Origin of the sequence: Streptomyces sp. NPDC003300, assembly GCF_040610915.1 — a bacterium.
Lineage (GTDB): Bacteria > Actinomycetota > Actinomycetes > Streptomycetales > Streptomycetaceae > Actinacidiphila.
Window position 1 is genome coordinate 346,237 of record NZ_JBEXNE010000002.1, and the last position, 24,624, is coordinate 370,860.

Here is a 24,624-nt window from a genome sequence, read left to right on the forward strand (position 1 = left end):
GTTAGGAACAACCGGGTGATTTCGCTCGGTGGATACGTGCAAAAGAGGTCGGGCGCGCGAACGGGCGGGCCCGGACACCTGAGTCGGTGTCCGGGCCCGCCCGTACTTCTGTTCCCTGGGTGACGCGGGTCCCGTGGGGGCCGCGTCACCGCCCTGCCCGGCTACTGGGTGCGGTTCTCACCGCGGTAGTACTCGAACACCCAGCCGTACACGCCGATCAGGATCACCGGCAGCGAGACGAACAGCAGCCACCAGCCGAAGATGATGCCCATGAACGCCAGCGCGCCGCCGGTGGCCAGCGCGAGCGGCTGCCAACTGTGCGGGCTGAAGAAGCCCAGCTCGCCGGCGTCGTCCGCGACCTCCGCGTCCTCCCGGTCCTGCGCGCCGGTGTCGGCCCTGCGCGCGGTGAACGCGAGGTAGAAGCCGATCATCGTGCTCAGCGCGAAGGCGAGGAAGAGCGCCGTGGTGCCCGCGGGCTCCTTGGACCACAGGCCGTACACGATGGCCGAGGCCAGGATGAAGACGGCCAGGCCGAGGAACATCTTGCCTTGGACCCTCACTGACCGGACTCCTTACGGTCGTGGTGCAGGTCGCCACTGACGCCCGAGAGCGCCTGGTCGGGACCCCGGTTGACGAGCGAGTCGATCGCCGAGATCTCCGGGTGGTGCAGGTCGAACGCCGGGGATTCGGAGCGGATGCGCGGCAGCGTGGTGAAGTTGTGCCGCGGCGGCGGGCACGAGGTGGCCCACTCCAGCGAACGGCCGTAGCCCCACGGGTCGTCGACTTCGACCTTCTTGCCGTACTTGGCGGTCTTCCACACGTTGTAGAGGAACGGCAGTATCGACAGACCGAGCAGGAACGAGCTGATGGTGGAGATGGTGTTCAGCGTGGTGAACCCGTCCGCCGCCAGGTAGTCCGCGTACCGGCGCGGCATGCCCTCGGCGCCCAGCCAGTGCTGGACGAGGAAGGTGCCGTGGAAGCCGAAGAACAGCGTCCAGAAGGTGATCTTGCCGAGCCGCTCGTCCAGCATCTTGCCGGTCATCTTGGGCCACCAGAAGTGGAAGCCCGCGAACATCGCGAACACGACGGTGCCGAACACCACGTAGTGGAAGTGCGCGACCACGAAGTACGAGTCCGAGACGTGGAAGTCCAGCGGCGGCGCCGCCAGGATGACACCGGTCAGACCACCGAAGGCGAAGGTGATCAGGAAGCCGATGGACCACAGCATCGGGGTCTCGAAACTCAGTGACCCCTTCCACATCGTGCCGATCCAGTTGAAGAACTTCACACCGGTCGGCACCGCGATCAGGAAGGTCATGAACGAGAAGAACGGCAGCAGCACCCCGCCGGTGACGTACATGTGGTGCGCCCACACGGTCACGGACAGACCGGCGATGGAGATCGTCGCGGCCACCAGGCCGATGTAGCCGAACATCGGCTTGCGGCTGAAGACCGGGATGACCTCGGAGATGATGCCGAAGAAGGGCAACGCGATGATGTACACCTCTGGATGGCCGAAGAACCAGAAGAGGTGTTGCCAGAGCAACGCGCCGCCGTTGGCGGCGTCGAACACATGCGCCCCGAATTTCCGGTCGGCCTCCAGGGCGAGCAGCGCGGCGGCGAGCACCGGGAAGGCCAGCAGGACGAGGACACCGGTCAGCAGCACGTTCCAGCAGAAGATCGGCATGCGGAACATCGTCATACCGGGTGCGCGCATGCAGATGATCGTGGTGATGAAGTTGACCGCGCCGAGGATGGTGCCGAAGCCGGACAGGGCCAGGCCCATGATCCACATGTCGGCGCCGATGCCCGGCGAGCGGACCGCGTCCGACAGCGGCGAGTACGCGAACCAGCCGAAGTCGGCCGCGCCCTGCGGGGTCACGAAGCCGCCGACCGCGATGAGCGAGCCGAACAGGTAGAGCCAGTAGGCGAACATGTTCAGCCGCGGGAACGCGACGTCGGGGGCGCCGATCTGCAGCGGCATGATCCAGTTCGCGAAGCCCGCGAAGAGCGGGGTCGCGAACATCAGCAGCATCACGGTGCCGTGCATCGTGAACGCCTGGTTGAACTGCTCGTTCGACAGGTACTGGTTGCCCGGCCGGGCCAGCTCCGCGCGCATCAGCAGCGCGAGCACGCCGCCGATGAGGAAGAAGGCGAACGACGTGATGAGGTACATCGAGCCGATCGTCTTGTGGTCCGTGGTGCTCATCCACGTGACGATGACCGAGCCGGGCTTGCGCCGGCGTGCCGGGATCTCGTCCGCGTAGGAGTCGTCCGCCGCGGCGGCGCCCTGCGGTTCGTTCAGAATGCTCATGTGGTCTTGGGCTCCGAGTTCTTCGCGTTGCCCGTGGTGGCGATGCCCGCCGGGATGTACCCGGTCTGGCCCTTCGCCGCCAGGTCCTTGAGGTGCTGCTTGTACTCCTCGGGCGAAACGACCTTCACGTTGAAGAGCATCCGGGAGTGGTCCACACCGCAAAGCTCGGCGCACTTGCCAAGGAAGGTGCCCTCCTTGCTCGGAGTCACCTCGAAGACGTTGGTGTGGCCGGGGATGACGTCCATCTTCATCAGGAACGGAACGATCCAGAAGGAGTGGATGACATCACGCGAGGTGAGGACGAACCGCACGCTCTCTCCCTTGGGGAGCCAGAGCGTCGGACCGGGGTTGCCGGTGTCCGGGTTCCTGCTGGCCGGCGTGCCCACGTCGTAGACGCCCTCGGCGCCGGGGGGCAGCAGCAGCTTGTTCGCGGGGATCTCGGACAGTTCCTTCGGCACGCCCGTGGGGGTCGCCGGGTTGCCGTCCACGTCCTCGACGTAGTTGAAGCCCCAGCTCCATTGGAAGCCGACCACGTTGATCACGTGCTGCGGCTTCTTGGAGGTGTCCAGGATCTTCGACTCGTCACGGGCGGTGAAGTAGAACAGCACCGCGATGACGATGATCGGGACGATCGTGTACAGGGCCTCAAGGGGCATGTTGTAGCGCGTCTGCGCGGGGACCTCGACCTTGGTCCGGCTGCGCCGGTGGAAGATCACGCTCCACAGGATCAGGCCCCAGACAAGGCAGCCGGTCACCAGCGCGGCGGCCCAGGAGCCCTGCCAGAGCGCGAGGATCCGGGGTGCCTGTTCCGTGGCAGGACTGGGCATGCCGAGGCGGGGATAGTCCTTGTACGAGCAACCAGTGGCGGTCGCAAGGACCAGGCCCGCGGCCAGCGCCCGCGGCAGCCATCGCCGCACCGGGCGCCGCGACGAGGGGGTACCTCCCACGCCGTTCTGGCCGTGGGGGAGGTCGGAGCCGTTGGGACTCACGTAGCGCCTTCCCGAGAGTCTCGCCCGAGCGTCCGGGTGCCCGGCCGCCTGCTGGTCGGTCGGTCCGTGCACGGGCAATTAGGTGTGGATGTTTATGCGGACCAAACCCTACTGGACGCTATTTGAGGTCACGCGGGGAGGGGGTACAACGCGCCGGGGCACACCCCGAAGGGATGGAATCCCGCACTCCGGGGGCCTTCTGACAGTGCGCCCGGCCGGTCGGCGCGGGCGGGTTGTAGCGTGCTGAGGTGTCCTATTTCGATATGGCTTCGGCCGCTCCGCTGCACCCTGTCGCCCGGCAGGCGCTGCTCGCCGCCCTCGACGAGGGGTGGGCCGACCCCGCGCGGCTGTACCGCGAGGGGCGCCGGGCGCGGCTGCTGCTCGACGCGGCCCGCGAGGCCGCGGCGGACGCGGTCGGCTGCCGCCCCGACGAACTGGTCTTCACTCCTTCGGGGACACGCGCGGTGCACACGGGTGTGTCCGGCGCCATGGCGGGCCGCCGTCGGACGGGCCGTCAGGTGGTGGTCTCGGCCGTCGAGCACTCGTCGGTGCTGCACGCGGCGGAGGCGTACGAACGGGTGACGGTGGGCGTCGACCGGTCGGGGCGGGTGGCCGCCGCGGACTTCGCGGCGGCGCTGCGCGCGGACACCGCGCTGGCCTGCCTCCAGTCCGCCAACCACGAGGTCGGTACGGTGCAGCCGGTCGCGGAGGCGGCGGCGCTGTGCCGGGCGGCCGGGGTGCCGCTGCTGGTGGACGCGGCGCAGTCGCTGGGCTGGGGGCGGGTCGAGGGCGAGTGGTCGCTGCTGACGGCGAGCGCGCACAAGTGGGGCGGGCCGTCCGGGGTCGGGCTGCTCGTGGTCCGCAAGGGCACCCGCTTCGCGCCTCAGGGGCCCGCGGACGAACGGGAGTCGGGGCGCGCGCCCGGCTTCGAGAACCTGCCCGCGATCGTCGCCGCCGCCGCGTCGCTGCGGGCGGTGCGCGAGGAGGCGGCCCGGGAGGCCGTCCGGCTGACGGCGTTGGTGGACCTGATCAGGTCGCGCGTGCCGCGGGTCGTACCGGACGTGGAGGTGGTCGGCCACGGCACGCTGCGGCTGCCGCACCTGGTCACCTTCTCCTGCCTGTACGTCGACGGCGAGGCGCTGTTGACCGGTCTCGACCGGGCCGGTTTCTCGGTGTCGTCCGGATCGTCGTGCACGTCGAGCACGTTGACGCCCAGCCATGTGCTCAAGGCGATGGGTGTGCTGTCCGAGGGGAACGTACGGGTGTCGCTGCCGCCGGGGACCGCCGCGGAGGACGTCGAGCGCTTCCTCGCGGTGCTGCCGGGGGTCGTCGCCGAGGTCCGCTCGGCACTGGGCGCGCCGTCGGCCGCGTCGGCCGGGCCCGGCCGACAGGGCGGGCGGGAGCCGCGGGAGTCCGCTCTGGTCGTGGACTCGCTCGGCAAGCTCTGCCCGATCCCGGTCATCGACCTCGCGCGGGTCATCGACGACGTGCCGGTCGGCGGCCTCGTCACCGTGCTGTCCGACGACGAGGCCGCCCGGCTCGACATCCCCGCGTGGTGCGAGATGCGGGCCCACGACTATCTGGGGGAGCGCCCGGCGGAGCGCGGCACCGCGTACACGGTGCGGCGCAGGGCCTGACGGGCGCTCATCCGGGAGGGTTCAGCGCGCGCCGAGGTGCGTGCGGACCTCTTCGGCGGCGGTGTCGCCGTACGCCTTGCTGAAGCGCTGCATGAAGTGGCCGCGGCGCAGCTCGTACTCCTGGGTGCCGACGGTCTCGATGACGAGGGTCGCCAGCATGCAGCCGACCTGCGCGGCGCGTTCGAGGCTGACGCCCCAGGCGAGCCCGGACAGGAAGCCGGCGCGGAAGCCGTCGCCGACGCCGGTGGGGTCGGCCTTGGTCTGCTCCTCGGCGCAGCCAACCTGGACGGGCTCCTCGCCCTTGCGGTCGATCCGGACGCCGTGGGAGCCGAGGGTGGTGACGCGGGTGCCGACCCGGTCCAGGATCTCCTCGTCGCTCCAGCCGGTCTTGGCCTCGATGAGGCCCTTCTCGTACTCGTTGCTGAAGAGGTACGCGGCGCCTTCGAGCAGGACGCGGATGTCGTCGCCGTCCATCCGCGCGATCTGCTGGGAGAAGTCGGCGGCGAAGGGGATGCCGCGGGTCCTGCACTCCTCGGTGTGCCGGATCATCGCCTCGGGGTCGTCGGCGCCGATCGAGACCAGGTCGAGGCCGCCGACGCGGTCGGCGACGGCCTGGAGCTCGATCAGCCGGGCCTCGCTCATGGCGCCGGTGTAGAAGGAGCCGATCTGGTTGTGGTCGGCGTCGGTGGTGCAGATGAAGCGGGCGGTGTGCAGCACCTCGGAGATCCGTACGGACGAGGTGTCCACGCCGTGCCGCTGGAGCCAGGCGCGGTACTCGGCGAAGTCGTTGCCCGCCGCGCCGACCAGGATCGGCGAGGTGCCGAGCTGGCCCATGCCGAAGCAGATGTTGGCGGCGACCCCGCCGCGCCGCACGTCGAGACCGTCCACGAGGAAGGACAGCGAGACCGTGTGGAGCTGGTCGGCGACGAGCTGATCGGCGAAACGGCCGGGGAAGGTCATCAGATGATCAGTGGCGATGGATCCGGTTACGGCGATACGCACGGCGGCAGGCTCCTGCGGGGGATCGACGAGAAGAGCAGGCGTCCCACGCTACCGGGTGCGGCGTAGCAGTCGGACACGGCGAAACTACCCGATAGTAGGGCTTTCTCGATGGTCCGCCCGTGCCTAGGGTCGAGGTATGAGGTCTACCCCCGCCGCACCCGTGCCGTCCTCCGCTTCCGCCCTTTCGGCCACGCCTCCGGTGTCCGCGTCGTTCCCGCTCGCCGAGCCCGAGTCGCTCGACCAGTTGCTCGGCGACTGCCGCCGGATGGCCGCGCACTGGCACACCCCGGCCGCCAAGGCCCAGGCCGTGGTCGCCCCCGCCAGCCTGCACGGCATCGTCGTCCCGCCCGCGTCCGCGCACGTGGTGCGCGGTATGGCCGAGTTCGGCGACTAGGGCCTGTCCGGCGTATCACGAACGGCCCCTTCGGCGGGGCCCGCGTCGCCGTTCCCCCGGACGGCGCAACGGGCCCGGCGGAACCGGAATCCGGCCCGCCGCGTCAGATCCGCATCTGACGTACGGAGCCGAAGGAGCACGCGGTGAGCACCGAACGCGACGACGACAACGCGGACCCGACGACGGAAGGGCCCCGCCCCGAGCGGTCCGCGCCCCGGCCACGGCTGTTGGTGGCGGCGGTGGCCGCGGCCGTCCTGCTGGCCGGTGGCGGCGGGGCGTACTGGGCGGCGACCGCGAACGAGGGCGGTCACCCGAAGGCCGGCCCGGCCCCGCTGCGGCTGAACGACGCCCCCGGCGAAGGCTCGGGCAGCGCGGACGGCGGCGGCGCGGACAACGGGACGAGCAGCGGTCCGGCGACCGGCGGCACGTACACGCTGACCGGCTCGCTGCCCAAGGGCCCCGACTCCGCCGCGGTCTACCGCGGGGAGGGCCCGGTCGTCGCGGCCGACGCGGAACGGCTGGCGAAGCTGCTCGGGATGAGCGGCCCGGCCACCGCGCAGGGCGACTCGTGGCGGGTGGGGCCGGGCGACGGCGCGGGGCCGACGCTGCTGGTCACCAAGGCCGCGCCGGGCACCTGGTCGTACAGCCGGTACGGCGCGACCACCGTCAACCCGGCGGAACCTGCCTATCCCCCGCGGCCGGTGAACCCCGGCGGCCCGGAGAAGAGCGGCCCGGGGACGGACACCGGCACGGACACCGGCTCCAGCGGTTCGAGCAACGCCGGCAGTCCCGGCACGAACGGACCGGTGTCCTCCGCCCCCGCGAGCGGTACGACCTCGACGCAGGCGCCGACGCCCGAGCCGCCGGTGTCCGAGCAGCGCGCGAAGGCGGTGGCCGCGCCCGTACTGGCCGGTCTGGGCCTGTCGGGCGCCACGGTCGACGCGCACGAGACGGCGGGCGCGCTCCGCGCGGTGACGGCCGACCCGGTCGTGGACGGCCTGCCCACGCACAACTGGAGCACCGGCCTCGACGTCGGCTCCGACGGGCTGATCACGCTGGCGCACGGCCGCCTCTCGGCGCTCGACAAGGGCGACAGCTATCCGGTGGTGAGCGCCGCGCAGGCGCTGAAGGACCTCAACGGGCAGGTGATGCACCCCGATCACGGGATCGCCGCCTGTCCGGCGAAGTCGGCGCCCGCGCCGAAGCCGAGCGCTCTGCCGACCACGCCCGGCGAGGACAGGACGCTCCCCCACACGCTGCCGTGCGTGCCGGGCAACGGCCATCCGATGGACGTGCGCGGCGCCGAGTTCGGCCTGTCGCTGGACTACGTGTCCGGCGCCCAGGTGCTGGTGCCGTCCTGGCTCTTCGAGGTCGCGCAGCCCGGTGTGAGCCGGTCGAGCGTGGAGGCGCAGCCCGCGGTGGACCCGGCGTACATCCAGCGTGACGCGCCCGGTACCGCCGTGCCGCCCTCCGGCGCGCCGGAGCAGCCGAGCGGGCCCGCCCAGCGGCACCACACGGTCGGTCTGAGCACCTACCACGCGGACGGCGGCACGCTGTCGCTGACCTTCTACGGCGGGGTGTGCAGCACGTACAGCGCGAAGGCCGCGGAGTCGGCGGACGAGGTGCGGGTGACGGTGACCGCGGCCGACAAGGGCGGCACATGCGTCACGCTCGCCAAGGAGTTCACCGAGAAGGTGACGCTGGACAAGCCGCTCGGCGGCCGTACGGTCGTGGACACCTCCAGCGGGCACCCGCTGAAGGCCCGCTGAGCGCACCGCGTAGGCCGGGCACACGTGAAGGCGGCGGCACCCCCTCGCAGGGGTGCCGCCGCCTTCGTGCTCCGGTGCGGCCGGGCGTGGGCCCGGCCGCGGACCGGTTAGCTGAACGAGTCGCCGCAGGCGCAGGAGCCGGTGGCGTTCGGGTTGTCGATCGTGAAGCCCTGCTTCTCGATGGTGTCGACGAAGTCGATCGAGGCGCCGCCCAGGTACGGGGCGCTCATCCGGTCGGTGACGACCTTGACGCCGCCGAAGTCCTTGACCACGTCGCCGTCGAGCGAGCGCTCGTCGAAGAAGAGCTGGTAGCGCAGTCCCGAGCAGCCACCGGGCTGGACGGCGACGCGCAGAGCGAGGTCCTCACGGCCCTCCTGCTCCAGCAGGGTCTTCACCTTGATGGCGGCAGCGTCGGACAGGAGGATGCCGTCCGTCGTGGTGGTCTCGTCCTGAACCGTCATGTGCTTCTCTCCCGGGTTGTACGGACTGCTGGCTACCGACTGCTAACCGGCAACCGCGCGGATTCATTCCGTGCGTGTCGAGGTCCGCTACGACTTATTCCCCTCCATGCTCGCACACCGCGGCGGCGGCGAGGGAGGGCGCCGGGAGCGGTGAGAGCGAATGCGTCACATTGACGAAACCGGCATCGTCAATCTGACACGAACGGGCTATCATAGATAACGTCAAGTAGACGAAAAGGTCTGCGCTGCAAAGAAAGGGCTACGGGCCCGTGACCACGACGCAACCGCTGGACGTACAGCCCACGCCTCTCGCACTCCTCCTGCTCGGCCGGGAGTCCGACCCCCGCAGCGAGCGCGGAGTCGAGTGCCCCGGGGACCTGCCCGCACCGTCCGACCCGGACCTGGTGGAGCGCGCCCGCGCCGCCAAGGCCCGCCTCGGCGACAAGGTCTTCATCCTCGGCCACCACTACCAGCGCGACGAGGTGATCGAGTTCGCGGACGTCACCGGCGACTCCTTCAAGCTCGCGCGGGACGCCGCCGCCAGGCCGGAGGCCGAGTACATCGTCTTCTGCGGTGTGCACTTCATGGCCGAGTCGGCCGACATCCTCACCTCGGAGCGGCAGCAGGTCATCCTGCCCGACCTCGCCGCGGGCTGCTCGATGGCCGACATGGCCAGCGCCGAGCAGGTCGCGGAGTGCTGGGACGTGCTCGCCGAGGCGGGCGTGGCCGACGTCACCGTGCCGGTGTCGTACATGAACTCCTCCGCCGACATCAAGTCCTTCACCGGCCGCCACGGCGGCACCATCTGCACCTCGTCCAACGCCCGGCGCGCGCTGGAGTGGGCCTTCTCGCGGGGCGAGAAGGTGCTCTTCCTCCCCGACCAGCACCTCGGCCGCAACACCGCCGTACGCGACATGGGCTTCTCGCTGGACGACTGCGTCGTCTACAACCCGCACAAGCCGAACGGCGGTCTGACCGTCGAGCAGCTCCGCGCGGCCAAGATGATCCTGTGGCGCGGCCACTGCTCGGTGCACGGCCGCTTCTCGCTGGAGTCGGTCGAGGACGTCCGCGCCCGGATACCCGGCGTCAACGTCCTGGTGCACCCCGAGTGCAAGCACGAGGTGGTCGCGGCGGCGGACTACGTCGGCTCGACCGAGCACATCATCACGATGCTGGACGAGGCCCCCGCCGGTTCCGCGTGGGCGCTGGGCACCGAGCTGAACCTGGTGCGCAGGCTCGCCAACTCCCATCCCGACAAGCAGATCGTCTTCCTCGACAAGACCGTCTGCTTCTGCTCGACGATGAACCGGATCGACCTGCCGCACCTGGTGTGGACGCTGGAGTCGCTGGCCGACGGCAAGCTCGTCAACCGCATCCAGGTCGACGCGGAGACCGAGCACTTCGCGAAGCTGGCACTGGAGCAGATGCTGGCCCTGCCGTAACGCGCGGCGCGATGATGGACGCGTGATCCTTCGACCGGTACGTGACGACGAGGAGGACGCCGAAGTCGTGCGGGTGATCTCGTCCGCCGCCTTCGGCGCCTCGCACGTGCTGAAGGGCGAGGCGCCGCAAGGGCCGTTACCGGCCGCGGAGATCGCCAGACAGCACAGCACCACCCGGCACCTGGCGCGCAGCGACCCCGGCGGCTGCTGGCTGATCGAGGACGGGACGGCGGGCCCGGTCGGGGTCGCGCTGTCCACCCGGCGCGAGGGCACCTGGGGCCTGTCGCTGCTGGCCGTGGTGCCCGGCGCACAGGGCAAGGGCGTCGGAAAGGCGCTGCTCGCGCGGGCGTTGGTGCACGGCAGGGCGTGCCTGCGCGGCATCATCTGCGGCTCGCGGCACCCGGTGGCGGCCCGTACGTACCGCAGGGCCGGTTTCACGCTGCACCCCGCGATGCGGCTCACGGGCCCGGTGGACGCGGCCGGTCTCAAGCCGCCGGACGGCGCGGTGCACGAGGGCACCGCCCGCCACCGCGACCTGCTGGACTCCCTCGACCGCAGGACCCGGGGCGGCGCGCACGGCGCCGACCACGAGGAACTGCTGCGCCACCACCGGCTGTTCGTGGTCGACGACCTCGCGGGCAGCGGCTACTGCTACCTGCGCGGCGGCAGCGTCGAGCTGATCGCCGCCACCTCGCGGCGTCTCGCCTCCCGCCTCCTGACCGCCGCGCTGCTGAGCGTCCCCGAGGGCGAGACCGCCCGCGTCGACCGGCTGACCGCCGAGCAGGACTGGGCCCTGGACGTCGGGATCGCCGCCGGCCTGGAGATCGCCAACGCCGGATTCGTCTGCCTGCGCGGCATGCGCCCGCCGATGCCGTACATCCCCTCGGAGACCTTCCTCTGAGGAGTCTGACGAGGCGGCTCCGCTGCGGGCGGGCGGGCGGTGGCGGGGCGGGCGACGGGCCCGGCCGGGGGGCGCGGTCAGCGGGGGTGGGGGCGGACCAGGCCCGACTCGTAGGCGGCGACGACCAGTTGGGCGCGGTCGCGGGCGGCCAGCTTGGCCATGGTGTGGTTGATGTGGGTCTTGACGGTGAGCGGGCTGACGCCGAGGCGCGCCGCGATGGCCGCGTTGGACAGCCCGCCCGCCACCTCGATCAGCACCTCCCGCTCCCGGACGGTCAGCGCGTCGAGACCGGCGACCGTACGGACCCCGGCGTCGATCTGCTGCGACACGAAACGCGCGATCAGGCTCTTGGTCGCGGACGGCGACAGCAGCGCGTCCCCCGCCGCCACCGTCCTGATGCCGCCGAGCAGTTCCTCCGGCTCCGCGCCCTTGCCGAGGAAGCCCGCGGCCCCCGCGAGGATCGCCTGCACCACGTACTCGTCGGCCTCGAAGGTGGTCAGCACCAGCACCGCGACCCCGGTCAGCTCCGGGTCGGCGGTGATCTCGCGGGTGGCGGCGAGGCCGTCGGTACGGGGCATCCGGATGTCCATCAGCACCACGTCGGGGCTTGCGGTCCTGGCCAGTTCGACCGCCTCCGCGCCGTCGGTGGCCTCCCCGACCACCTCCATGTCGGGCTCGGACTCCACCAGGACGCGCAGCGCGCCGCGCAGCAGGGCCTGGTCGTCGGCGAGGACGACGCGCAGCGGTCCCCGCGCGCGCCCGTCGGCGAGGCGGCCGGTGCCGATCATCCGGCGCTCCCCTGGGCGCGCGGCGGGACGGCCGGGGCGGCGGCCGGGTGCGGGGGCGTGGAGAGCGGGAGCCGGACCCAGACGCGGAAGCCGCCGCCGGGGCGGGCGCCGGTGCGGCACATGCCGCCGAGGGCGCTGGCCCGTTCGTGCATGCCGAGCAGGCCGTGGCCGCCGGGGGCGCCGTCGCGCGGATCGGCGGGACACGGCGGGCCGCCGTCCCCCGTACCGCCCGCGCCGCCCGCACCGCCCGTGCCGCCTGCACCGCTGCCGCGCCGGGGCCCCGGCAGCGCGCCGGAGGGCAGCAGCGCGGCGGCCTCGCCGGGCGCGCCGTCGTCGTCCACCACGACTTCGAGCACGCCCGGCTCACGGCGGATGCGGACGACGGCGCCCGCGCCGGGGCCCGCGTGCTTCTGCACGTTCGTGAGGGACTCCTGGATCACGCGGTACGCGGTGAGGTCGACGCTGGCGGGCAGCGGCGGCACGGCCGGGTCGTCCGCCGCGCTCCCGCCCCGCTCCCCCGGCCCGGCACGCGCGTCCTCGCGCACCTCGTGGCCGTCGACCGCGCATTCGACGGTGACGCGCAGCCCGGCGCGCAGGAAGCCGTCGAGGAGCTGATCGAGGACGGCGAGGCCCGGCGCCGGTTCCATCGGCGCCTCGGGCTCTCCCGACTGGCGCAACAGGCCGACGGTGGCGCGCAGTTCGTGCAGGGCGGACCGGCTCGCCTCGCGGACGTGCGCGAGGGCCTGTTTGGCCTGGTCGGGCCTGCTGTCCATGACGTGCGCGGCGACCCCGGCCTGCACATTGACCAGGGCGATGTGGTGGGCGACCACGTCGTGCAGCTCGCGGGCGATCCGCATCCGTTCCTCCGCCACCCGCCGCCTGGCCTCCTCCTCGCGGCTGCGTTCCGCGCGCAGCGCCCGTTCCTCGACGGCGGCGACGTACGCGCGGCGGCTGCGGGCCGCGTCACCGGCCGCCGCGGCCATGCCCGTCCAGGCGAAGACGCCGAAGTTGGACTGCCCGTACCAGGGCCCCGGACCGCAGGACATGGCCAGCGCGGTCAGTCCGACGCTGACCAGCAGGCCGGTCACCCAGGTGGTGTGCCGGTCGGTGCGGGCGGCGACGGTGCACAGGGCGAGGGCCACCGCGAAGATCACCGGGATCCGGCCGTCCACCGGGCGCAGCGCGATGAAGACCGCGGAGAGCACACAGGTGAAGACCAGCACCGCCCACGGGACGCGGCGGCGCAGGACGAGCGACCCGCAGGCCAGCGCCGCGAGCGCGGTGTCGACCAGGCCGAGCCGGTACGTCTGGATCCCGGCCACCGTGCCGGCCAGGATCACCGCGAAGACGAGGGCGGCGAGACCCGCGTCAGCCGTCCCCTGATGCGCCCGCAGCCAACGGCTGGGGCCCACGAGAGGATTTCTCGGCGGAAGCGGGTACTGCACGGTAGGCAACGGTACGGGAAGCCCGGCGCGCCCCGTACCCGCCCGGTGCCCCGCCCTCAGCCCGGGATCAGTCCGTCGTCGTTGAGCAGTTCACGGACCTCTTCGAGGCTCGCGTCCGGCGACGGCAGGATCAGTGTCGACGGCTCCAGGGAGTCGTCGGGCACCGGCTCCCCGAAGCGGCGGACCGCGTCGAGCAGGGCGCCCAGCGTGCGCCGGAAGCCCTCCTCGTCCCCGTTCCTGACCTCGGCGAGCAGCTCGTCGTCCAGCTTGTTCAGCTCGCCGAGATGGCTCTCGTCGAGCCCGACCTGGCCCTCCCCCATGATCCGTACGATCATGACGGCCTCCTCCGTAACCCTGCTGACGTGCCGCCCGGCGGCCGAGCCTGCCTGTCCTGCGTACCCCTGCGGCGCGCGTCCTGTCCACGTCCACCGCAGTCCACATCCACCGCTGGTCACGACCTACCGCCGGTCATGACCTCCTGCCGGTGAGACCTACTGCTTGTCGAACCGCGGGGTGTCCTGCGGCTCGGGCTTGGCGGCCTGACCGCCCTGCCCGCCCTCGATCGCCTGCGGCGCGCTGCCGCCGGCCAGCTCGGCCTTCATCCGCTGGAGCTCCAGCTCGACGTCGCTGCCGCCGGAGAGACGGTCGAGCTCGGACTGGATGTCGTCCTTGGCCAGACCGCTCGGGTCGTCGAGCGCGCCCGAGGCCAGCAGCTCGTCGAGAGCGCCCGCGCGGGCCCTGAGCTGCTCGGTCTTGTCCTCGGCACGCTGGATCGCCATGCCGACGTCGCCCATCTCCTCGGAGATGCCGGAGAACGCCTCGCCGATCTGGGTCTGCGCCTGGGCCGCGGTGTACGTGGCCTTGATGGTCTCCTTCTTCGTGCGGAAGGCGTCCACCTTGGCCTGGAGCCGCTGGGAGGCGAGCGTGAGCTTCTCCTCCTCGCCCTGGAGCGTGGTGTGCTGCGTCTCCAGGTCGGCGACCTGCTGCTGGAGGGCGGCCCGGCGCGACAGCGCCTCGCGGGCCAGGTCCTCACGGCCCAGCGCCAGCGCCTTGCGCCCCTGGTCCTCGTAGGTCGACGACTTCTTCTGCAACTCCGTGAGCTGCAATTCGAGCCGCTTACGGGAGGTGGCGACGTCCGCCACGCCCCGCCGTACCTTCTGCAGCAGTTCGAGCTGCTTCTGGTACGAGTAGTCGAGCGTCTCGCGCGGGTCCTCGGCCCTGTCCAGGGCCTTGTTGGCCTTCGCGCGGAAAATCAGTCCCATCCGCTTCATGACACCGCTCATGGGCCTCGCGCGCCCCCTTCTCCGGCAACTGCTCCAGCATGCCTCAGCACCTCTACAGACCCCAGCCTACGGGCCCTGGTTCCATTACCGCACTGTTCGGGTGCGGATGCGGTCATCCGTAGGGACGATCACGGTTCGGTGACCTCAGGCCCAAGGAGTAGGTGAGGGGCTGGGGCCGGGCCCGGGAACCACGTAACCTGGAGGTGTGTTCCGACGTCGTTCCGAAGATGAGCAGGTCTCGACCACCGCGGTGATCGAAGACCAGGTACGTGACCCGCAGGCTCCCAAGGGTCGCCCCACTCCGAAGCGCAGTGAGGCCCAGAGCCAGCGCCGCAAGGCCGTCACCGCGCCGACCGACCGCAAGGCGGCCACGCGGCAGGCCCGCGACGCCCGCCGCACCGAGATGGCCAAGCAGCGCCAGGCGCTGGCCGGTGGCGACGAGCGGTATCTGCCGGTCAGGGACAAGGGGCCGGTGCGCAAGTTCACCCGCGACTACGTCGACTCGCGGTTCCGGGTGGCCGAGTTCTTCCTGCCGGTCGCGGTCCTGATCCTCGTGATGAGCATCATCGGCTCCCTCCAGAGCCTGTCGCTGCTGCTGTGGCTGGTCGTGATCGTGGCGATCGTGGTCGACTCGTTCGTCACCGCCTTCCGGCTGCGCCAGCAGTTGCGCAAGCGGCTCCCCGACAAGAGCCACAAGGGCGCCGTCGCCTACGGGCTGATGCGCACCCTCCAGATGCGCCGTCTGCGGCTGCCCAAGCCGCAGGTGCAGCGCGGCGACCAGCTCTGAACGGCGGCGGATCCTGAACGACGCGAGGGCGGCCGACGCCGCCGGTTTCGGTCCGCCCGCTCCGGGCGGGGACGACCCGTCCGCCGGGTCCTTCGGCGCGGTGACGCCGTACGGGTCGGCGTATCCGGCCGGCGCGTACGGCTTCGGGACTCCGGCCGCCGGTGTGCCCGTCCCGCCCCCGGTTCCCGCCGCGGAGCCGCCCGGCGCGGGCGGCTTCTCCGGCGGCGCGGGCAACTGGCTGGCCGGGCTCGACGGCCTGCGCAACACCGTCAGGCAGGAGCTGGTCTCGCGCCAGCTCGACGAGCGCCTCACCGCGCACTTCCCGCCCAGCGGCGGCGCCCACGCCCGGCACCAGCGGTCGCTGCGCGTGCTGGACATCGGCCCCGGCCAGGGCACCCAGGCGCTGCGGCTGGCCCGCGCGGGCCACATCGTGACGGGTCTGGAGTCCGACCCGGCGATGCTCACCGCCCTGCGGGCCGCGGTCGCCGCCGAGCCGCAGGACGTACGCGACCGGATGGCGCTGCTGCGCGGCGACGGCCGCCAGACCGGCCGCCACTTCGGGCCCGCCTGCTTCGACGTCGTGCTCTGCCACGGCGTGCTCATGTACGTGCCCGACCCCGAGCCGCTGCTCGCCGCGCTCGCCAGGGTGCTGGCCCCCGGCGGCCTGCTCTCGCTGCTCGTGCGGAACGGCGACGCGCTGGCCATGCGGCCGGGGCTGCTCGGCGACTGGTCGGGCGCCCTGGGCGCGGTCGGCGCCACCAGCTACACCAACCGGCTCGGCCTGACCACCCGCGCCGACCGGCGCGAACGCCTCACGGCGACGCTCGCCGGGATCGGTGTGCCCCTCCAGGCGTGGTACGGGGTGCGGGTCTTCACCGACACCGCGCCGGACGGCGCGCGCCCTCCGCAGGACCCGCACGAGCTGGCCCAGCTGCTCGACGCGGAGGAGGCCGCCGGGCGGACCGATCCGTACCGCGCGGTGGCCGCGCTGCTGCACCTGTGCGGCGTGCGCTGCTGACCGCGCCTGCGTGAAGGTTGTCCGCACGGAGGTCCGTGTGGAGGCCCGAGTGAGGTCCCGCGGGGAGGCCCGGGCGGAGGGCGGTGTCCCGGCGGGGGCGGGACCCGTTTGGCCGTGCGGGCCGGGTCAGGGGCAGCCGCAAACGCGACAATTCAGGCATGAGTGGATCGCGTACCCCTTGGCACCGCACCCGGTTCCTGCTGCCCGGCGCCGCCGCCGTCTGCGCGACGGCGATGTTGGCCTCCGGTTGCAGCTCCGACTCCGGCTCGGCGGCGAGGTCGGCCCCCGCCACGGTGGCGCCCGCGGCCGACACGTCCTCGTCGGGGAGCAACGACCTCCAGACGTCGTACGAGAACACCGTGAAGAACGTGCTGCCGTCGGTCGTGCAGATCACGACGAACTCCGACCTCGGCTCCGGGGTCGTGTACGACGACAAGGGCGACATCGTCACGAACGCCCATGTGGTCGGCACCGCGAAGAGCTTCCAGGTCAATCTGGCCACCGGCGGCAAGGCGCTGGCCGCGACCCTGGTGGCGACCTACCCGGCCGAGGACCTGGCCGTGATCAGGCTGTCGTCGCCGCCGAGCGGTCTGCACCCGGCGAGCTTCGCGGACTCCTCGAAGGTGGCGGTCGGCCAGATCGTGCTGGCGATGGGCAATCCGCTGGGGCTGTCGAGCAGCGTCACCGAGGGCATCGTGTCGGCGACCGGCCGCACGGTCAGCGAGGGCGCCACGGGCGGCGGGACCGGCGCGACCATCCCCGACATGGTGCAGACCTCGGCGTCCATCAATCCGGGCAACAGCGGCGGCGCGCTGGTGAACCTCGCCAACCAGGTCATCGGCATCCCGACGCTGGCCGCGACCGACCCGCAGCTCGGCAACGGCTCGGCGCCCGGCATCGGCTTCGCGATCCCGTCCTCGACGGTCACCCGGATCGCCGGCCAGATCATCAAGGACGGCAAGGTCGTGGACTCCGGCCGGGCGGCGCTCGGCATCACCGTGCGCGGCGTCGTGGACAACGGGCTCCAGCCCGCGGGCGCCGCGATCGTCTCGGTGACCAAAGGGGGCGCCGCCGAGAAGGCCGGGCTCACAACGGGCGACGTGATCACCAAACTGGGCTCGACGCCGATCACCACGGCGCAGACGCTGACCGAGGCGCTGGCCTCGTACAAGCCGGGCGACAAGGTGCGGGTCGGCTACGAGCAGGACGGGGCGGCGAAGACCGTGGAGGTCACGCTGGGCTCGCTGTGAGCGCGGTACGGCATGACGACGGCGGTGCCGCACCCCGTGCGCGGGTGCGGCACCGCCGTCGTTCCGGACAGGCCCCGAGGTCAGTCCTCGTCGCCGTGCAGGCTCATCGGGCCGTAGATCTTGGTGTCGCCGTCGAAGAGGTGGACCTGGTCGGTGCCGCCTTCCAGCAGTTCCTTCCAGACCTCGCCCACCCAGGACTCCGCGTCGCCCTGTGTGGTGAACTCCTCGGGCTGCACCGCGGGCTGCACCTCGGTGCCGTCGGCCTTCTCGAACCGCCACGTCCACGCCATGTGTGTCTCTCCTCGGTCCCGTCGGTCCACCGTGCCGCCCGCACTCCCGTTCCCGCCGCCGCGAGCTGCGGGGATCACCGGGCGCGTGCCGCCTGCACCGCAGCGTATCGGGAGTCCTCGCCGTATCGGGAGTCTCCGCATGGCGGACCCCGCGCGCCCGGCGCGGCAGGACGCGAGACGATCGTCCCGTGGAACTGACTCTGCTCGGCACCGGCGGCCCCGAGGGGCTGCCGCTGCCCGACTGCCCCTGCGCGGCGTGCGCGCTCGCCGTCGGCGCGGGCGCGCGCGGCGCGACCGCCGTTCTGGTGGACGGTGTGGTGCTGCTCGACCTGACGCCCGGGGTGGCGCTGGCCGCGGCGCGGGCCGGGCACACGCTCGGCGGGCTGCGCCTGGTGCTGCTCTCGCACCCGCACGACGGCCCGGCCGTGGAGATCCCGCCGGGGCTGCCCGCCCCGACCCGCGTCCCCGACGGGCAGCGGCTCGCGCTGATCACCGGGCACCATGTGCAGGCCGTCGCCATGGACGCGCCCGGCACCGGGTACGCCGTCGAGTCCCCCGACGGGCTGCGCGTGCTCTACCTCCCGCCGGGCGGCGCGCCCGCCGGGACGCCGGACGGGCAGGTGCCGTACGACCTCGTCCTGCTCGACGCCGTCCGACGGCCGGACGCCCTCGCCCGGCTGCGCGCCGCGGGCGCCGTCGGGCCGACGACCGACGTGGTCGCCGTCCACCTCGACCACGGGGCGCCGCCGCGGCCGGAGCTGGGCCGACGGCTGGCGGCCCTCGGGGCCCGCGCGGTCCCCGACGGTACGACGCTGACCGTCGGGGACTACCAGGAGGTGCCGGACATCCCGCGCCGGACCCTCGTGCTGGGCGGGGCCCGCTCGGGCAAGTCCGCCGAGGCCGAGCGGCGGCTGGCCGGTTTCCCCGGGGTCCTCTACGTCGCCACCGGGGGGTCTCGCGACGGCGACGACGAGTGGGCCCGCCGGGTGGCCGCCCACCGCGAGCGCCGGCCCGCCTCGTGGCGCACCGAGGAGACCTGCGACCTCGTCCCCCTGCTGACCGCCCCCGGCCCGCCCCTGCTCATCGACTGCCTCGGCCTCTGGCTCACGTCCGTCCTCGACAAGGCCGACGCCTGGGCGCCGGGGGCTTCCCTCGACGAGGTACGCGGCCGTACCGCCGAGCTCGTCGCCGCCTTTCGCCGCACCCCGCGCACCGTCGTCGCCGTGTCCAACGAAGTCGGCTCCGGCGTCGTCCCCTCCCACCCCTCCGGCCGCCTCTTCCGCGACGAGCTCGGCCGTCTCAACGCCGCCGTCGCCGCCGAATCCGAATCCGTCCTCCTCCTCGTATCCGGCCTCCCCCTCCCCCTCCGCTGACCCCTTCGCCCGGACGGCGAACCGACCTTCTAGCGGCGCGGGGAACGCTCCCGCACGTCACCACCCGCCCCGGCGGGGCAATGCGGCCGTCCCCGGACCACCCGCCGGTGGTGGGTCGCCCGCGCAGTTCCCCGCGCCCCCCACGGGGCGGGCCGCCCCTTGTCCGGGCGCCAGCCACATGTCTTTAGGGGCGCGGGGAACTGCGCCACCAGCCACCACGCTCCCGCACGACACCACCCGCCCCGGCGGGGCAATTCGGCTGTCCCCGGACCACCCGCCGATGGGGGCCGACCGCGCAGTTCCCCGCGCCCCTGACGGGGCGGGCCGTCCTTCGCCCGGACGGCGAACCGACCTTCTAGCGGCGCGGGGAACGCTCCCGCACGACACCACCCGCCCCGGCGGGGCAGATCGGTTGTCGCCGGACCACCGGCCAGTGGGGGCGGGGCCTCGGGGAGGTTGGGGGTGGCGGGTGAACCCGTGAGGCCACGCCGGCGAGGCGACCGGTAGGGTTCACGGGTGAGCGGCATCGACTTGGACGACTTCGGCTCCCTCGTGGAGCGGCCCGACGCTGGGGTTCGACGCGACTCGCAGGAGCGCTGGCAGAAGCTGGTGCGTCCGGCGGGAGGGCTGGGGAAACCGGCCGAGCTGGCGGACTGGCTGGCGGCGGTGCGCGGCGAGGTGCCGACCGGGCCGATCGCGGCGCCGCGCGCGCTGATCTTCGCGGCCGACCACGGCGTGGCCTCGCTGGAGGTGTCGGCGCGGAAGGCCGGTACGGCCACCGAGTTGGTGAAGGCGGTGCTGGACGGCACCGCACCGGCCAGCGTGCTGGCGCGCCAGTACGGCGCGCACGTCGACGTCATCGACATGGCGCTGGACTGCGACCCGTCCGAGCTGCCGGACTACGTGACGGCGCACCGCGTGCGCCGCGGCTCCGGCCGGATCGACATCGAGGACGCGCTGACGCGGGAAGAGGCCGAGCAGGCGTTCCGGGTCGGCATGACCGTCGCGGACGAGCAGGCGGACTCCGGCACGGACCTCGTACTCCTCGGCGACCTGAGCGTCGGTGGCACGACGCCCGCCGCCGTACTGATCGCGGCGCTGTGCGGCACGGACGCCTCCGTCGTCACCGGCCGCGGCTCCGGCATCGACGACCTCGCGTGGATGCGCAAGTGCGCCGCGATCCGTGACGCGCTGCGCCGGGCCCGCCCGGTCCTCGGCGACCAGCTCGCGCTGCTGGCCGCGGTCGGCGGCGCCGACTTCGCCGCGATGACCGGCTTCCTGCTCCAGGCGGCGGTCCGCAAGCTCCCGGTGGTCCTCGACGGAGTCGTCAGCGCCGCGTGCGCGCTGGTCGCCCAGCGGATCGCCTTCCGGGCGCCGGACTGGTGGCTGGCGGGTCACGCCAGCGGCGAGCCGGGCCAGGCGAAGGCGCTGGACCGGATCTCCCTCGAACCGCTGCTCGACCAGGGCGTGCACCTCGGCGGCGCGGCCGGCTCCCTGCTGGCCCTCCCCCTCCTCCAGGCCGCGGCGGCGCTGTCGGCCGAACTCCCGTACCCGGCGGAGAAGCCGGCCCCGGAGCCGGACCCGGAGCCGGAGAAGGACACCGAGGACGCCGAGGAAGCCAAGGACGCCGAAGAGGCAGAACCGCAGGCAAAGGCCGAGACGGAGCCGGCGCCGCAGCCGGAAGCCGACCCCGCCTCGTAACCGAAAAGCCCCTCGGCGGAACCGTCCCCGCCGAGGTGCGAGCGGCCCGGCGCGACCCTAAATCGGGCATTACGTCATAAAATCCCCTCCTATGGGAACGGGCAGCACCACCAGCACACAGCCGCGCCCTCACGCGTGTCCGGGACGCGCGGCCACCTTCGCCGTCCGCTACCTGCGCACCGTCGCGTGCGTGAATCTCCTCGGCGCCGTCTGGGTCTCCTTCGGCCAGGACATCCGCCGCCACAACGTCGAGGACTACTTCACCCCGTACCTGCTGAGCGCGGGCTTCACCTCCGGCGCCTTCGCCCTCTTCCTGGCCGTCACCATGCGCCGCCGCAAGCGCGCCGCGTGGATCCTCAACCTCGTGCTGTGCGGGCTGTTCCTGGCCGCGCTGTCGGTCAGCATGGTGTGGCCCGACATCCACCGGCACGCGCAGAACTGGATCTCGCTGGCGCTCACCGCCGCCTTCCTGGCGGCGCTGCTCGTCGGCCGCGGCGAGTTCCGGGCGAAGGGCGACCCCGCCAACCCGCGGGACGCGGCCCTGGTGGCCGCCGCCGGTCTGCCGCTGGCCGCGCTGCTCGGCACCGCGCTGGTCACGGTCACCAACGACGACCAGGGCGCGGGTTTCGGCGACTGCCTCGGCTACGCGGTCCTGCGGCTGGTGTCCCTGGTGCCGGACGACAGCGGCTCGCTGACCATCTCCACGCCCGGCTGGGTGGACGTCGTCATCAACGCCATGAGCGCCCTGCTCTTCCTGCTCGTGCTCTTCGTCGCCTTCCGCTCGCCGCGCGGCCGGGCGCTGCTGTGCCCGGCGGACGAGGAGCGGCTGCGCGGCCTGCTCGACCGGCACGGCGACCGCGACTCGCTCGGCTACTTCGCGCTGCGCCGCGACAAGAGTGTCATCTGGTCGCCCAGCGGCAAGTCGGCCATCGCCTACCGGGTGGTGGGCGGTGTCTCGCTGGCGTCCGGCGACCCGATCGGCGACCCCGAGGCGTGGCCCGGCGCCATCGAGGCGTGGCTGGCGGAGGCGGCGGGGCACGCGTGGGTGCCCGCCGTGATGGGCGCGAGCGAGGAGGCCGGTACGGTCTACGCCCGGCACGGCCTGGACGCGCTGGAGCTGGGCGACGAAGCCATCGTGGACACCGCCGAGTTCACCCTTGAGGGCCGCGCGATGCGGACGGTCCGGCAGGCGTACAACCGGGTCGCGCGCTCCGGCTGCACCGTACGCATCCGCAGGCACGCCGACATCCCGGCCGCGGAGATGGCGGCGCTGCTGGAGCGGGCCGACCGGTGGCGGGACGGCGGCACCGAGCGCGGCTTCTCGATGGCGCTGGGGCGGCTGGGCGACGCGGGCGACGGGCAGTGCGTGATGGTCGAGTGCCACGACGGCGACGGCGTGCCCCGGGCGCTGCTGAGCCTGGTGCCGTGGGGTCCGCGCGGGCTGTCGCTTGACCTGATGCGGCGTGACCGGGGCGCGGACAACGGGCTGATCGAGTACATGGTGATCGAACTCGTCCAGCGGGCGGACGAGGTCGGCGTCGAGCAGATCTCGCTGAACTTCGCGATGTTCCGGTCGGTCTTCGAGCGCGGCTCACGGCTCGGCGCGGGGCCCGTCCTGCGGGTGTGGCGGTCGCTGCTGACGTTCTTCTCGCGCTGGTGGCAGATCGAGTCGTTGTACCGGGCGAACGCCAAATTCCGCCCGATCTGGGAGCCCCGCTATCTGCTCTTCGGCAAGTCCAGCGAACTGCCCCGGATCGGTATCGCGGGCGCCCGCGCCGAGGGTTTCCTCGAAGCGCCCAGAATGCCGTCGCCACTGCGCCGCAGAGAACGGTTCACCGCCAAGTGAGGGGCCCCGCGCGGGCCGCCGGGGGGCCCGGGCCCGCGGAGGCGCGGTGAGCGCGTCCGACAAGGTGCGGGAGTTCGCGCGCGCCGAGTGGGGGCAGATGGCGTACGACGTACGCGACCGGCTCTGGGCGCGCGGCCTGCGGGCGATTCCGCTGACGCTGTGGTCCTGCGTGGGCATCCTCTGCCTCCAGCTCGTCCAGCACGCGCAGGGGCCGAGCGACTGGGTGGACCGGCTCGGCGGCATCTACTGCACCCTGCCGTGGTGGAAGGCGCTGCTGCGCACGCCCCTGTCGCTGTTCATCCCCGATCCGACGCTGCCGATCTGGGGACTTGTCATCCAGGTCGTGGTGGTCTTCGGGATCGCCGAGACGACGCTGGGCGCGCGCCGGACGCTGGCCATCGCGCTGTACACGACGCTGGCCGGCACGACCTTCGCCCGCTACTCGTACTGGGTCGGCCCCGACGGCTTCCTCGGGCTGCCCGTCGTCGAACTCATCGGCCGCGACACCGGGCCCTCCGCCGCGGTCGTCGCGCTCGGGGTGTACGTCGCCTGCCGGTACCACGCCTGGTGGACGGCGGCGGCCGTGGCCATGTCCATGGTCATCGAGGTGCTCGCCCTCGCCAATCTCGCCGGTTACGAGCACCTGACCGCGATCATCGCCGTCCTGCTGCTCTTCGCCGTCGAGACCTGGTGGGCGCGGCGGCGGCGCCGTACCGATTCCTCCGGGGACGGCCCCTCGGGGGCCGGCGGCGACGACCACGCCGACCTGGTGCGCTGAGCCCGCGGCCACGCTGACCTGGCGCGATAGCCTCACGCGGTGACCGAACCCGAACCCGAGGCCGTGTCCGGGCCCTTGCCCGAGCCCTTGCCCGAGCCCGGCGGCAGGGCGACCGTCGGCGACGCCCTGCGCTTCGCCTTCGGCACGCTCAGCGTGCTGCCGGTGACGGTGACGCGCTGGGACCGGGCGGCGGCGCGCGGCGGGATGCTGGCCGCGCCGCTGGTCGGCGCCGTCGTCGGTCTCGGCGCCGCGCTCGGCGGCGGCGTCCTGACCGCACTCGGCGCGAGCCCGCTGCTCGCCGCCGTCGGGGCGGTCGCCGTGCCCGCCGTCGCCACTCGCGGCCTGCACCTGGACGGGCTCGCCGACACCGCCGACGGGCTCGGCAGCGGGCTGCCCGCCGAGGGGGCGCTGCGCGTCATGAAGCAGTCCGACATCGGGCCCTTCGGCGTCCTCACCCTCGTGCTGGTCCTGCTCGCCCAGACCGCCGCCCTCGCCTCCTGCTACGCGCACGGCTGGCGTTACGGCTGCACCGCCGCCGTGCTGTCCGCCGTCCTCGGCCGCGCCGCCATGACGCTCGCCTGCCGTACGGGTGTACGCGCCGCCCGGCCCGGCGGCCTCGGCGCCGCCGTCGCCTCCGCCGTGTCCCTGCGGGGGGCCTGGTCGGCCGGCGTCCTCTGCTGCGCCCTCGCCTGCGCCGCCGGCCTCCCCTTCGGCGGCCTCACCCCCCTCCGCGCCGGCCTCTCCGCCGCCCTCGCCCTCCTCTGCGCCGAACTCCTCCTCCGCCACGCCGTCCGCCGCCTCGGCGGCACCACCGGCGACGTTTTCGGCGCCCTCTGCGAAACCGCCACCACCACCTCCCTCCTCCTCCTGGCCCTCCGCTGACCCCCTCCGGGGCGTGCGGTGACCCGCGGCAGCGTTCCCCGCGCCCCTCAAAAGACCGGCCCGCCGCCCGGACAAAAGACAGTGCGCCCCACCAGGGGCGCGAGGAACTGCGCGACCAGCCCCCACCGGCCGGTGGCCCGGCGACAACCGAACTGCCACGCCGAGGCGGGTGGTGACCCGCGGCAGCGTTCCCAGCGCCCCTGAAAAGACCGGCCCGCCACCCGGACAAAAGACAGCGCGCCCCACCAGGGGCGCGAGGAACTGCGCGACCAGC

General features: G+C 72.9%; 23 protein-coding genes. 13 read left to right on the forward strand and 10 right to left on the reverse strand.

Annotated elements, in window-relative coordinates:
- Nucleotides 1-161 precede the first annotated feature (161 nt).
- Genes ABZX65_RS04055 through coxB form a run of 3 tightly spaced genes read right to left on the reverse strand, consistent with a single transcriptional unit; the run spans nucleotide 162 to nucleotide 3,303 of the window.
- Entirely contained in the window at nucleotides 162-560 is a 399-nt protein-coding gene (locus ABZX65_RS04055; RefSeq protein ID WP_188281472.1) for a cytochrome c oxidase subunit 4, read from the reverse strand.
- Complete coding sequence (gene ctaD, locus ABZX65_RS04060) at nucleotides 557-2,314, reverse strand: cytochrome c oxidase subunit I (RefSeq protein ID WP_355334278.1); 1,758 nt, start codon at nucleotides 2,312-2,314, stop codon at nucleotides 557-559. Before ctaD ends, ABZX65_RS04055 begins: the two co-directional genes overlap by 4 nt.
- On the reverse strand, nucleotides 2,311-3,303 hold the full coding sequence (gene coxB / locus ABZX65_RS04065; protein ID WP_188281474.1) for a cytochrome c oxidase subunit II: 993 nt from the start codon (nucleotides 3,301-3,303) through the stop codon (nucleotides 2,311-2,313). Before coxB ends, ctaD begins: the two co-directional genes overlap by 4 nt.
- 248 nt (nucleotides 3,304-3,551) lie before the next feature.
- Here coxB and ABZX65_RS04070 point away from each other — a divergent pair, with 248 nt between their 5' ends.
- Nucleotides 3,552-4,940: an aminotransferase class V-fold PLP-dependent enzyme gene (locus ABZX65_RS04070; protein WP_355334282.1), complete on the forward strand. Its 1,389-nt coding sequence runs from the start codon at nucleotides 3,552-3,554 to the stop codon at nucleotides 4,938-4,940.
- A gap of 21 nt (nucleotides 4,941-4,961) precedes the next feature.
- Here ABZX65_RS04070 and ABZX65_RS04075 read toward each other — a convergent pair whose 3' ends face one another.
- Nucleotides 4,962-5,942: a carbohydrate kinase family protein gene (locus ABZX65_RS04075; protein WP_355334284.1), complete on the reverse strand. Its 981-nt coding sequence runs from the start codon at nucleotides 5,940-5,942 to the stop codon at nucleotides 4,962-4,964.
- Between the two features lie 136 nt (nucleotides 5,943-6,078).
- On the opposite strand from ABZX65_RS04075, the gene ABZX65_RS04080 reads away from it, so the two are divergent.
- Together ABZX65_RS04080 and ABZX65_RS04085 are read left to right on the forward strand one after the other, a co-directional pair.
- Nucleotides 6,079-6,336 (forward strand): hypothetical protein, encoded by a 258-nt coding sequence (locus tag ABZX65_RS04080; RefSeq protein WP_355334286.1) that lies wholly within the window; start codon nucleotides 6,079-6,081, stop codon nucleotides 6,334-6,336.
- A 143-nt stretch (nucleotides 6,337-6,479) separates the two neighbouring features.
- Entirely contained in the window at nucleotides 6,480-8,105 is a 1,626-nt protein-coding gene (locus tag ABZX65_RS04085; RefSeq protein ID WP_355334288.1) for a hypothetical protein, read from the forward strand.
- Nucleotides 8,106-8,212: 107 nt separating this feature from the next.
- On the opposite strand, the gene ABZX65_RS04090 is transcribed toward ABZX65_RS04085, so the two are convergent.
- Nucleotides 8,213-8,566, reverse strand: coding sequence for an iron-sulfur cluster assembly accessory protein (locus tag ABZX65_RS04090; protein ID WP_188281477.1), 354 nt, complete (start codon nucleotides 8,564-8,566; stop codon nucleotides 8,213-8,215).
- 269 nt (nucleotides 8,567-8,835) lie between these two features.
- Between ABZX65_RS04090 and nadA the strand changes: the two genes are divergently transcribed.
- Together nadA and ABZX65_RS04100 are read left to right on the forward strand one after the other, a co-directional pair.
- On the forward strand, nucleotides 8,836-10,008 hold the full coding sequence (gene nadA, locus ABZX65_RS04095; RefSeq protein WP_355334291.1) for a quinolinate synthase NadA: 1,173 nt from the start codon (nucleotides 8,836-8,838) through the stop codon (nucleotides 10,006-10,008).
- Between the two features lie 22 nt (nucleotides 10,009-10,030).
- Nucleotides 10,031-10,909, forward strand: a complete 879-nt coding sequence (locus tag ABZX65_RS04100) for a GNAT family N-acetyltransferase (protein ID WP_355334294.1) — start codon at nucleotides 10,031-10,033, stop codon at nucleotides 10,907-10,909.
- Nucleotides 10,910-10,986: 77 nt separating this feature from the next.
- Here ABZX65_RS04100 and ABZX65_RS04105 read toward each other — a convergent pair whose 3' ends face one another.
- The 4 genes from ABZX65_RS04105 to ABZX65_RS04120 all read right to left on the reverse strand — a co-directional run bounded on the left by ABZX65_RS04105 (nucleotide 10,987) and on the right by ABZX65_RS04120 (nucleotide 14,425).
- A complete protein-coding gene (locus tag ABZX65_RS04105; protein WP_355334296.1) occupies nucleotides 10,987-11,697 on the reverse strand; it encodes a response regulator transcription factor in 711 nt (236 codons plus the stop codon).
- The gene (locus tag ABZX65_RS04110; protein ID WP_355334298.1) at nucleotides 11,694-13,109 is read right to left on the reverse strand and encodes a histidine kinase; all 1,416 of its coding nucleotides are present in this window, start codon (nucleotides 13,107-13,109) and stop codon (nucleotides 11,694-11,696) included. Before ABZX65_RS04110 ends, ABZX65_RS04105 begins: the two co-directional genes overlap by 4 nt.
- 89 nt (nucleotides 13,110-13,198) lie before the next feature.
- Nucleotides 13,199-13,477, reverse strand: coding sequence for a hypothetical protein (locus ABZX65_RS04115; protein ID WP_188282672.1), 279 nt, complete (start codon nucleotides 13,475-13,477; stop codon nucleotides 13,199-13,201).
- Nucleotides 13,478-13,633: 156 nt separating this feature from the next.
- Complete coding sequence (locus tag ABZX65_RS04120) at nucleotides 13,634-14,425, reverse strand: PspA/IM30 family protein (RefSeq protein WP_355334301.1); 792 nt, start codon at nucleotides 14,423-14,425, stop codon at nucleotides 13,634-13,636.
- 205 nt (nucleotides 14,426-14,630) lie between these two features.
- Here ABZX65_RS04120 and ABZX65_RS04125 point away from each other — a divergent pair, with 205 nt between their 5' ends.
- From ABZX65_RS04125 to ABZX65_RS04135, 3 genes are all read left to right on the forward strand, one after another.
- Entirely contained in the window at nucleotides 14,631-15,212 is a 582-nt protein-coding gene (locus ABZX65_RS04125) for a DUF3043 domain-containing protein (RefSeq protein ID WP_355334304.1), read from the forward strand.
- 238 nt (nucleotides 15,213-15,450) lie between these two features.
- Nucleotides 15,451-16,230 (forward strand): methyltransferase domain-containing protein, encoded by a 780-nt coding sequence (locus tag ABZX65_RS04130; protein ID WP_355334716.1) that lies wholly within the window; start codon nucleotides 15,451-15,453, stop codon nucleotides 16,228-16,230.
- A gap of 158 nt (nucleotides 16,231-16,388) precedes the next feature.
- Nucleotides 16,389-17,480 (forward strand): trypsin-like peptidase domain-containing protein, encoded by a 1,092-nt coding sequence (locus tag ABZX65_RS04135; protein ID WP_355334307.1) that lies wholly within the window; start codon nucleotides 16,389-16,391, stop codon nucleotides 17,478-17,480.
- An 80-nt stretch (nucleotides 17,481-17,560) separates the two neighbouring features.
- On the opposite strand, the gene ABZX65_RS04140 is transcribed toward ABZX65_RS04135, so the two are convergent.
- Nucleotides 17,561-17,770, reverse strand: a complete 210-nt coding sequence (locus tag ABZX65_RS04140) for a hypothetical protein (protein ID WP_355334309.1) — start codon at nucleotides 17,768-17,770, stop codon at nucleotides 17,561-17,563.
- 188 nt (nucleotides 17,771-17,958) lie between these two features.
- On the opposite strand from ABZX65_RS04140, the gene ABZX65_RS04145 reads away from it, so the two are divergent.
- From ABZX65_RS04145 to ABZX65_RS04165, 5 genes are all read left to right on the forward strand, one after another.
- Complete coding sequence (locus ABZX65_RS04145; RefSeq protein WP_355334312.1) at nucleotides 17,959-19,143, forward strand: bifunctional adenosylcobinamide kinase/adenosylcobinamide-phosphate guanylyltransferase; 1,185 nt, start codon at nucleotides 17,959-17,961, stop codon at nucleotides 19,141-19,143.
- Between the two features lie 516 nt (nucleotides 19,144-19,659).
- On the forward strand, nucleotides 19,660-20,844 hold the full coding sequence (gene cobT, locus ABZX65_RS04150; protein WP_355334315.1) for a nicotinate-nucleotide--dimethylbenzimidazole phosphoribosyltransferase: 1,185 nt from the start codon (nucleotides 19,660-19,662) through the stop codon (nucleotides 20,842-20,844).
- Between the two features lie 91 nt (nucleotides 20,845-20,935).
- Nucleotides 20,936-22,690: a phosphatidylglycerol lysyltransferase domain-containing protein gene (locus ABZX65_RS04155; RefSeq protein WP_355334317.1), complete on the forward strand. Its 1,755-nt coding sequence runs from the start codon at nucleotides 20,936-20,938 to the stop codon at nucleotides 22,688-22,690.
- Between the two features lie 46 nt (nucleotides 22,691-22,736).
- Nucleotides 22,737-23,468, forward strand: coding sequence for a hypothetical protein (locus ABZX65_RS04160; RefSeq protein WP_355334320.1), 732 nt, complete (start codon nucleotides 22,737-22,739; stop codon nucleotides 23,466-23,468).
- A gap of 87 nt (nucleotides 23,469-23,555) precedes the next feature.
- A complete protein-coding gene (locus tag ABZX65_RS04165) occupies nucleotides 23,556-24,350 on the forward strand; it encodes an adenosylcobinamide-GDP ribazoletransferase (RefSeq protein WP_355334719.1) in 795 nt (264 codons plus the stop codon).
- Nucleotides 24,351-24,624 lie beyond the last annotated feature (274 nt).